Source organism: Pseudoalteromonas piscicida, assembly GCF_002744175.1.
GTDB classification, from domain to species: Bacteria; Pseudomonadota; Gammaproteobacteria; order Enterobacterales; family Alteromonadaceae; genus Pseudoalteromonas; species Pseudoalteromonas piscicida_B.
Genome location: NZ_NKHF01000151.1, coordinates 1 through 8723 on the forward strand (window position 1 = coordinate 1; position 8723 = coordinate 8723).

Genomic DNA, 8723 nt, shown 5'->3' on the forward strand with positions numbered 1-8723 from the left:
AGAAGATAATACAGATTCTCGGCATAATCGCTCACAAAGTTGTACCTGAAATATTTACTATTACAACGTCTTTTGCTAGGCTACGCATCCGCTTTAGAGATAGCAATTTATCGTACTTTTTATTTAAATAATTTAAATTATTTAAAAAGCCATGGTATCTGGTAGTAATCATGATGTTGGATAAATGTACTGTTAAAATAATTTTAATTATATAAGCCACATAAAAAGTCACTCCCACCTATTTTAAATGCTTTCTTAAACTGCGATGAGCAACGACTAGCTTACCGCTTAATGTAAGTGTACTTCGTTGAATCTAATAGGATGTCTTAGTACAAAGGTGCTGAATTTGAAGTTAATATACACACTGATTTTTTTTAACTGCATTATATTATCATTTCCAACCTTCTCCTTATCTTTTGGAAAGTTGTCTGAATCAGACCTAACAAATAGAAATGTAGAGGTACTTGCATCAGCAGATGGTGCGGCCAAATTACTGTTTTTAGCGCCAGTAAATGCTCATGGTGTATCTTATAATCGCTTTCCTAATTTCTCAACTGAAGAAGAGTTAGCCATTATGAACCTTGATGACAGCGGCACGGCAGCCAAAGTCATTATTGTAAGGGCGCCGGAGATAACGCTGGCACATAAAATTAAAGTAGTTGGAGCACCAGCTGATTTGCTATTTATTGCAGATCGCAAAGTGACATGCAATAACTGTGAGTTTATAGAAAGCCCGCGAATCTTGCTGGCTGCAACGAAAACATCCGTGTCGGCAACAAGCCGTCAAGTTGGTGATTTAACAGCGTCCGGCTCGGTATACATTCGCAATTTAAAAGCGCCAGGCGCCTTGTCGGTAGATGTTGTTGCCAATCGTACGAATATCAATGGAATGACGACCAACCTGACTGCAAAACGTCACCCTAGAGGTGGATATGAAGTGAGTGATAGCGGCGGTGTTGTTATCGGCTCTGGTGGGATCAACTTATTCAATGGTAACGTGACGGTTAACTACGAAAATCAAAAGCTGGTTAACGCATCCGCATCTTCTTACCCTGTTGAATTAGCGAACACAATTAAAGCTGCGGCAATTAATATTTCTTCTACAAGCCAGATAAAAATAAATGCTAATGCAAAGCTGGATACTCGAAGTGAGCTACTCAGTACAGCCAACTATCAAGGAAATTTTCAGCCTATTATTGAAGGGATTAGAATTAACTACTTTGGTACACAGAGCGCAATTACTAACCAAGGTGAGCTGCACTCAGATAATGATATCGAGCTGAATTCACTCGGAGTGATCACTAACGTTGGTGTTGTATCGGGTAAGGATGTACAGCTCGTCGCCGGTGGAGTGTTGAGAAATGAGGGCGCTAATAAAACACTGATAAAAGCACTTGATGAGCTAAAGATCACGGCCCAACAAGTCACTAACTTTAATTCCGCTCGGATCCGAGGCGAGCGTATTTCTATCGCCGCTGAAAAAAGTGTAATAAATAAATGGGGAGGATCGATAATTGGCCGTTACATCGATATGCACTCCCAAACTAGTATCATCAGAAACGGTAGCCGTTACTCCTATAACCCTGATAGCGAGGAGTCAGACTCGTTAACACTCGAGCAGTTAACAAAGCAAGATACATTCGATATTGGGTTTAGTCACGCGAATGAGCAATTTGATGGTAACAGAGTTAAATCATCAGCCGCATTAATCTTTGGTTCTCGCATTACGATTAGTGCCAAACGCTTTGAAAACATCAACCCTTATTTTGTTTGGAGAAAGTCAAAAGCGGACTGGCAGGAAGGTATTCCTCTTGATGCTAATCAGGCAAGACAGGTCGGTGTATATGCAGAAAAAAGCTTAGAAATAGACGCGCCAGAGTATTTACTAAATGCGTCGGCCATTATGGGAGTCAACGAAGATGGTGGGGTAATGCGCTTGCATTCTAACCTCATTGACAACGAAAGGTACAAAGTCCACTCATCAGTGGATATTGTGACAGAGGGTGTTGATAAGAAGTTATCTGCCTCACTATTATTCTACTCTCCACCAGGTTTTATCTATTCATTTGGTCGCTTTGAATCAAAAGGTAGAACAGGGTTTTTAAACAACACCGGCTTTTTTCAAGTATTTGGTGATGCACACTTCGATTTCCCTAATGGCTCGGTAAAAAGCATCGGCATTGAACTCAGTGATGAGCAACGTACCAAGATGATCAAAAAGGTCAATCCTCTCTATGAAAAATGTATGGATAAAGTAATTATTGAAAGTTTGCTACTCGACCCTGAGATATGTGGTAGCAAAATGATTTATGTGCCTGATACAAAAGTAAAAATAACAAATGTAAAGCAAAGGGAAACGCTGTTCCACATTGCGGGTAATGTGATGGCAAATCAAGCAAAACTCATACTGGAAAATTATGATGCAGTGGAGGAAGTAAAAACACTGGCATTCAAAAATTATGTTGAAGATTACTTCAACAAGCACAATGGAACTTTAGTTGAAATAAGTAAGATCTCTGAAAATAAACAGACAGGCGAAGTGCAGATAAAAGCGGAATATAAAGAACAAATATGTCAAAAGGAAAAGCGAGATGAAGTAGCACATCCTGTTGATAACCCTATAACATGTGGATATGTCACCCCGACTAAAACGATCAATCTCAGTTACCAGCAAGCTTGGGAGCAGTTAAAGCGATATGTCGATAAGATGAACCAAGAGATTCAAAATTGGATAGATCAAGCTGAGCAGTGGTGGAATAGTTAGGAAGCACAATGGATATTAATACTCTTTACCCGGAAGAAAAACACTACCAACGTTGGCATAGATTAACGAGCTTTTTACTCGTCTGTGTTTTTGTATTACAGGCGACGTTGCCAACCGTGGCTATTGCTGCACAACTGTTGAATGACCAGCAAATTGAGGCAGAGTTAAGCGGGACATTACAGTTTCAGCGAGCAGCATCACACGACAACGTATTATATCGTAAAATAGAGTATGTCGAGCAACCCAGTAGCGGTATGTACGGCTTAAAGGCTTTTCATGATAAGCTCAAGGATCAGTACCCTCATCTATTACCTGCTCCTCAGATCATACCACTAATCAATAGTGGCCTTACGGTTATTATCCCGTTTCACTCTCTTGGCAAGCCTGTTGGAGATAATTATGTACAAAGTCGTCTTGTTCGATCTCAAATTTTTAGCTTATTAGGTAAGCAACTAATTAACGAGGAGACGCATGGTCACAATGAAACCACGCAAATCCGACGGCTGTACGAGAACGCACTCAAGTTCGCATTACTGAAAAAGAAAAAATACGGTGATGTACTAGATGGCTCAGATCATGGTTTTGATATGGTTTGGCCTGAGTATCGCGTTATTCGCGGCGAGCGGGTTGTCGTACCTGTGGTTTACCTCACAAAAGCGACGACTGATAACAACAAAGTTGACGCGCATGTTGTGCAATTTACGGGCAATCGCGTTACTTGGAAAGATATAGAGGTTAATGGTCAGAAACTTTTATTAGGGCGTAACACCATTCTTGAGAGCATGAATGATTTAGTGAACGTGGGCGGAGAAATTTCTTCCTCGGGTAACTTAAATTTGCATGTTCACGGTACTTTAGTAAATGCGTCAGGGGCGCTTAAAGCGGTTGATAATGTCTCAATTTTAGCGAATAACGTTGAGCATAAAACGCTAGTACATCGTTATAGTGATCAATCAAGTACGGGCTTTTACTTAACTGAATATCTCGACTCACCAGCCACTATATTGGCGCAAAATGGTGATATTCGATTACGTACGCACGGCGATATTCGAGTACGAGGCGCAAGCTTCTTAGCACCTAATGGCAGTATTAAGTTACAGGCTTATGGCGATATTTCGGTAGAGGCTATCGCATTAAACTCAGGCCGAGAGGCACAACAAGGTAAAAATTATTACCGTCGTACTAGCGTTGGCATTGTACAGAGTGAGCTCTCAGCCCAAGACGCTATCAAATTGATGGCGCAGGGTAAAGTCACCCTTAATGCCACCAAAATTAGTTCAGATCAGGGCGCGATTGAAATCTTAGCCCAACAAGGTGTCTATATTGTTGATGAGCAATCACAATATCAGTCTCATCGTAAAACAAAATACAGCAGAGTAAGCCAAGAAATTAGGCAGTTCCAAACGGTTGCGATCCGTTCAGCGCTTGAGGCCGGTAAAGATGTAGTGATTGCCTCTGAGTATGGTGATATAACCTTACGTGCAGCGAAGATAAAATCGCAAGACGGTACTCGGATCAGCGCAAGCAACGGTAAGGTCAACTTTTTACTTACCAAAGAGCAAGACCACTATTTTAAACATCGCGTTAGGAAAAGCCTGTTTAAGATAAAGACGGAAACGATCCAAGATGAAGTTGAGACCGCAGCTTACAACGAAATCGTCGGCGGTGTTAAGGTACATGCCACCCATGGTTTAACGTTGGAGTTAGGGCAGTATGAAGGCGAGTCCTTAACCCAAACATTAGATAAGTTTGCGTCAAACTCTGAACTATCATGGATGGGGCAGATTTATAATGACCCACGTTTCTCAAACAATTTAGACATCGTATATAAGGAGCTACACGAGCTCCATATACACAAAAAAACCAGTAATTTAAGCCCAGCGGCAATGGCTATTATCGCCATCGCTGTATCGGTAGCTATGGGGCCCGCAGGGGCTGGGTGGACTGGTTCAGGTGTAAATGCGATTGGTCCCGCGTTAAACGGCATGATTCCAGCTGCAGCAATGCAGGCTGGTGCAATAACATTAACTACACAAGCCGCAACGGGGCTTGCCAGTGGCAAAGGTATTGGTGGCACGTTAGAGTCTATGCTGCAAGAAGACAGCATTCGCTCGTTAGCAACCTCAATGGCGACCGCTGGTGTTTTAAATAGCGGTGCCTTAAAAGATCTTAATTTCTTTAACAATGCTGAAGCCGGCTCTGGATTTTTCGCAAGCCAACAAGCGATTGATATTGCCCAGCAAGCAACCCAAGCTGTTATTGACTCGGCGGTAAGTGCGGGTATTTCAACCATTATTAATGGTGGTGATTTTGGCGATTTTAAGGGACAGTTTCTTGGCAGCCTGAAGTCATACGCAATTGCTGAACTGGGTAAACAACTTGCGTCAGAGATTGGTGATGCGGTTCACTCTGATCCACCAAAAATTAACCAAGTTACGCGTTATCTGGCACATGCTGGAGTCGGATGCTTAACGGGTACGCTTACCGCAGCAGCTAGTAACAGCGACAAAGGGCTAGGTTGTAGCAGCGGCGCTGGTGGTGCCGTAGTGGGTGAATTGGTTGCTGATGCACACAAAGAAATCAGTAGTTACTCTGAATTAGAAAAAGAGCTTAAGAATAAAGATAAAAAGCTCCAGCAGCTGCTTGGTGTGGAGGGGGTTGATGATATAAACAGTCTGACTCCTGCGCAAATGCAGACGCTGGAAGATAACCTGATGGCCTTGGGGAACCTCGACTACAGCAAAGCCAAGTTAATGCAGTTACAATCCGAAGGGGTTGATCTTGCTAAACTGGGTGCAGGTCTGGCGGCCTTTATTGCCGGTGGTGAAGTCAATATCGCTGCAAATGCAGGGGCGAATGCGGCCGAAAACAACGGTTTCTGGTTTGTTTTACAAGGCGCTTATTTATTATGGAAAGCCTATGACGCGATAGAAGCTGCCAGAAATGTTATTGCCATTGGTAAGCGACTAAATAAAGTTAAGAACTTACCTGCTGGGCAACGGGCCGCTGCTCGCAATGAGCTGATCATGGAGTTAGGCTTTACCCTGCTCGGTGATGTGGTGCTGGGCCAGGCACCTGAGGTTGTATTAAAGAAAGTTAAACAGCTGGCAAATAAGACCACGATAGGGGCTGAGTTGTCACTGCAGTTGGATCAGGTGATTGATTCAATTGAGCGCAAGGTTGATTTTAAAGTTGCAGGCTATGCACCGGCAAACTACAACAACCCGGATCAAACGGCTCCTGGTGGTTACAGTGATAGTGGAATTAGAGGCCACGATACCCTTAAAAAAAGTGTCATACCAAGAGATAAATACACGCCTGCTGAGTGGAGTCTTCTTAAGCATAATGCAAGTGCACATACGGTTGAAAGACATGGTCCTCATGTTACCGATGAGCACCTGAAGCACAGAGCGAGTACAGGTGTAGCGCCAGATAATTCTAGAATTCAGAGGCCGCCACAATTGTCTTCAAAGTTTGGTTCTGACGAGGCACTGAAAGAGTCTCTACAAAAGGCGGCGCCTACTGGTGAGTTATTTAAGCAAGCGTTGACTTTAAATAAGGATGCGCAGAGCGTAATTGCTATTTCTTTTGATGCAGGCAAGAGCATGGGTCATGGCTATAAAAAGGTAAATGGTCAGATGCAAAAGGTCAGCAACTTGACTAAAGTGGTTGTCAGATACAAGAAGGACAATAATGGTGTATGGTATATAAATACAATGTACCCCAGTGATAAAGGCGTTAATCCAAATTAAAAAGGTTAAGAAAATGCGTGAATCGAAGCAACATGAAATTCTGGAGTGGGTGGTCTCGGCTTTTATAGACTACTATGTGCCAGGCGATTGTGAAGAAACACCAATTGGCATGATGCAGGAGGCGATAAATGACCATCTTCAGGCGTTTGATATTCAAGGAGGTCGTTTTAGAGTTGTCGATGCGAAGGAGACGTTGGTTAGTGCTTATCAGGAGAGTACTGAGTTTTGGTGGCGCCTGAATTGTTATAGCTTTAACACTGACTGCGTCCCACATGAAGCACAGCGCGAGCCTGATATGGGCGTGCAATCCGCCAGTGTCCTTTTCTGGGTTGAATATTTTGGTTTGGGCAAGGAGTTCATGGATCAAGATAAGTTTGATGAGTACTTTGATAAGTACCATCCTGAGATGCTCAAGTTGCTGGTCAAGTGCTGTGTCTGGGATGTCTTATTCCCGGGAGAAACCTTGCCCGGTTATACCGTGCCTACATCCGCAGATACATCGTCATTTGACTACACTGCTTAAGTAGCTATTTAGCGGTTCGCAAGCCAGCTTATTAGCTGGCTTTTTTGTTTTTATATCTATTGCAAACAATAAAGTTTTATATTAGCTAAAGTTTTGACTTAAGTGTTGAATTCGGGAGACATAGAGATTTAAATGTATGTTTGATTCTAAACAGTTAGAGATTATTTATTGGGTTATATTAGCATTCAGAGATTACTATGTACCAGATGAGTGCGAAGAAACACTAATGGGTATTATGCAAGAGGCGATTGATGAATATCTAGAAGGGTTTGATATTCAGGGAGGCCGATATCGAGTCGCAGATTTAAAGGAAGCATTAGTTTGTGCTTATCAGTCAGATATTGAACTGTGGTGGCGCTTAAACTGTGGTTATTTTGATGCGGAGCCTCCATTGCATGAAACCCAAGCTCATGGTCACGAAGGAGTGCAATTCGCTTGTGTCCTTTTCTGGATTGAATATTTTGGATTGGGTAAGGAATTTTTGGACCGTGAAAAGCTTGCTGAGTACTCTGACAAGTACCACCCTGAAATGCTCAAGTTGCTGGTCAAGTGCTGTGTTTGGGATGTCTTATTCCCGGGAGAAACCTTGCCCGGTTATACCGTGCCCACATCAGCAGATACATCGTCATTTGACTACACTGCTTAAATAGTTATTTAGCGGTTCGAAAGCCAGCTTATTAGCTGGCTTTTTTGTTAATTAATAGCCTGATTTATCTTTTCCTCGGTAAGCGTGCAGCAAACCACACCTAGAGGCTAACATGCCAGGGCAGTAAACTGTCGATATCGCACTGTGGCTGGACTAATTTGTGTAAGCAATGCATCACATAGTCGAATAGGGTGTGGCCGTTTGCTCTGGCTGTTTCGAGCACGCTGTAGAAGATTGCACTGTAATTCGCCCTTCTTAGTTCCACTAGTTTGCTGGTACTAAAAGGTATTGATATTGCTCTAACAGCTGACGAGTTGTACGAAATCTATACCACAATGGAGTCGGACCCAGAAAAAGGGCAAGAGCTACTTGAAGATTGGTTAATGGAACAAGCCGCAGGTGCGGTGATAGGTAAAGTAATTCCAGGGTTTAAAACGTTTGATGAATTACTTGACTGGTTAAAACGAAACGATGCAATTTCACCTGCAATGCTTAAAGACATTAAAGATAATGTTGATGCAGGAAAAAATGATGCACCAAGTGGCTCCATTACTGTTAACAAAGCTATAAATGATAAACTTAATCTGAATGACTTAAATGGTGATTTTGAATTTTTAGCAAAAGTTGATGGTTCCCATATATATATAAGAGAAACGATGGTTATTATGGCGAACAAATTGCTAAGCAAATCTTTGATGATAGTACGGGGTTAGACTTTAAATATATTGTAAAAAATAAGTCAAATCATGGTGCCGATCTACTAGGAGTTGATGAGAAAAATGGTGTAATTTGGCTAATAGAAGTAAAATCATCTATTCGTAATTCATTCCCGAATCCTGATAAGTTGGATTTAGAGGCTCGTGGAATGAAATGGTTAGAGCAAGTTGCGCAAGGTAAGCTCAACGGGCAACCTGTGACAGCAGAAGCTGAAGAGTATGCACTTGATATACTCACTAAAATAAACTCAAAGAAATATAAATTGAAGCCTATATTAGCAAACGTTAAAGTACCAAACCCAGGGGCAGGGTGAGAGCATAC

The 8723-nt window shown here is 42.2% G+C and carries 7 protein-coding genes; 6 read left to right on the forward strand and 1 reads right to left on the reverse strand.

Going from position 1 to position 8723, the window contains the following annotated elements:
* The first annotated feature begins 424 nt into the window (after positions 1-424).
* From CEX98_RS22190 to CEX98_RS22205, 4 genes are all read left to right on the forward strand, one after another.
* Positions 425-2764 (forward strand): hypothetical protein, encoded by a 2340-nt coding sequence (locus tag CEX98_RS22190; protein ID WP_172439838.1) that lies wholly within the window; start codon positions 425-427, stop codon positions 2762-2764.
* 8 nt (positions 2765-2772) lie between these two features.
* Entirely contained in the window at positions 2773-6516 is a 3744-nt protein-coding gene (locus CEX98_RS22195) for a DUF637 domain-containing protein (RefSeq protein ID WP_099644131.1), read from the forward strand.
* 13 nt (positions 6517-6529) lie between these two features.
* On the forward strand, positions 6530-7039 hold the full coding sequence (locus CEX98_RS22200) for a hypothetical protein (protein WP_143484391.1): 510 nt from the start codon (positions 6530-6532) through the stop codon (positions 7037-7039).
* Positions 7040-7175: 136 nt separating this feature from the next.
* Complete coding sequence (locus tag CEX98_RS22205) at positions 7176-7685, forward strand: hypothetical protein (RefSeq protein WP_099644133.1); 510 nt, start codon at positions 7176-7178, stop codon at positions 7683-7685.
* 100 nt (positions 7686-7785) lie between these two features.
* Here the strand turns inward: CEX98_RS22205 and CEX98_RS23655 are convergent, their stop codons facing one another.
* Complete coding sequence (locus CEX98_RS23655) at positions 7786-7950, reverse strand: transposase domain-containing protein (RefSeq protein WP_172439839.1); 165 nt, start codon at positions 7948-7950, stop codon at positions 7786-7788.
* 118 nt (positions 7951-8068) lie between these two features.
* Here CEX98_RS23655 and CEX98_RS22215 point away from each other — a divergent pair, with 118 nt between their 5' ends.
* Together CEX98_RS22215 and CEX98_RS22980 are read left to right on the forward strand one after the other, a co-directional pair.
* Positions 8069-8398, forward strand: a complete 330-nt coding sequence (locus tag CEX98_RS22215) for a hypothetical protein (RefSeq protein WP_143484392.1) — start codon at positions 8069-8071, stop codon at positions 8396-8398.
* 152 nt (positions 8399-8550) lie between these two features.
* Positions 8551-8715 (forward strand): hypothetical protein, encoded by a 165-nt coding sequence (locus CEX98_RS22980; protein ID WP_172439840.1) that lies wholly within the window; start codon positions 8551-8553, stop codon positions 8713-8715.
* Positions 8716-8723: the final 8 nt, after the last annotated feature.

Coding starts and splice junctions, on each gene's coding strand:
- CEX98_RS22195 (WP_099644131.1), top strand. CDS start 2,773: ATGGATATTAATACTCTTTACCCGGAAGAAAAACACTACCAACGTTGG.
- CEX98_RS22200 (WP_143484391.1), top strand. CDS start 6,530: ATGCGTGAATCGAAGCAACATGAAATTCTGGAGTGGGTGGTCTCGGCT.
- CEX98_RS22205 (WP_099644133.1), top strand. CDS start 7,176: ATGTTTGATTCTAAACAGTTAGAGATTATTTATTGGGTTATATTAGCA.
- CEX98_RS22215 (WP_143484392.1), top strand. CDS start 8,069: ATGGAACAAGCCGCAGGTGCGGTGATAGGTAAAGTAATTCCAGGGTTT.
- CEX98_RS22980 (WP_172439840.1), top strand. CDS start 8,551: ATGAAATGGTTAGAGCAAGTTGCGCAAGGTAAGCTCAACGGGCAACCT.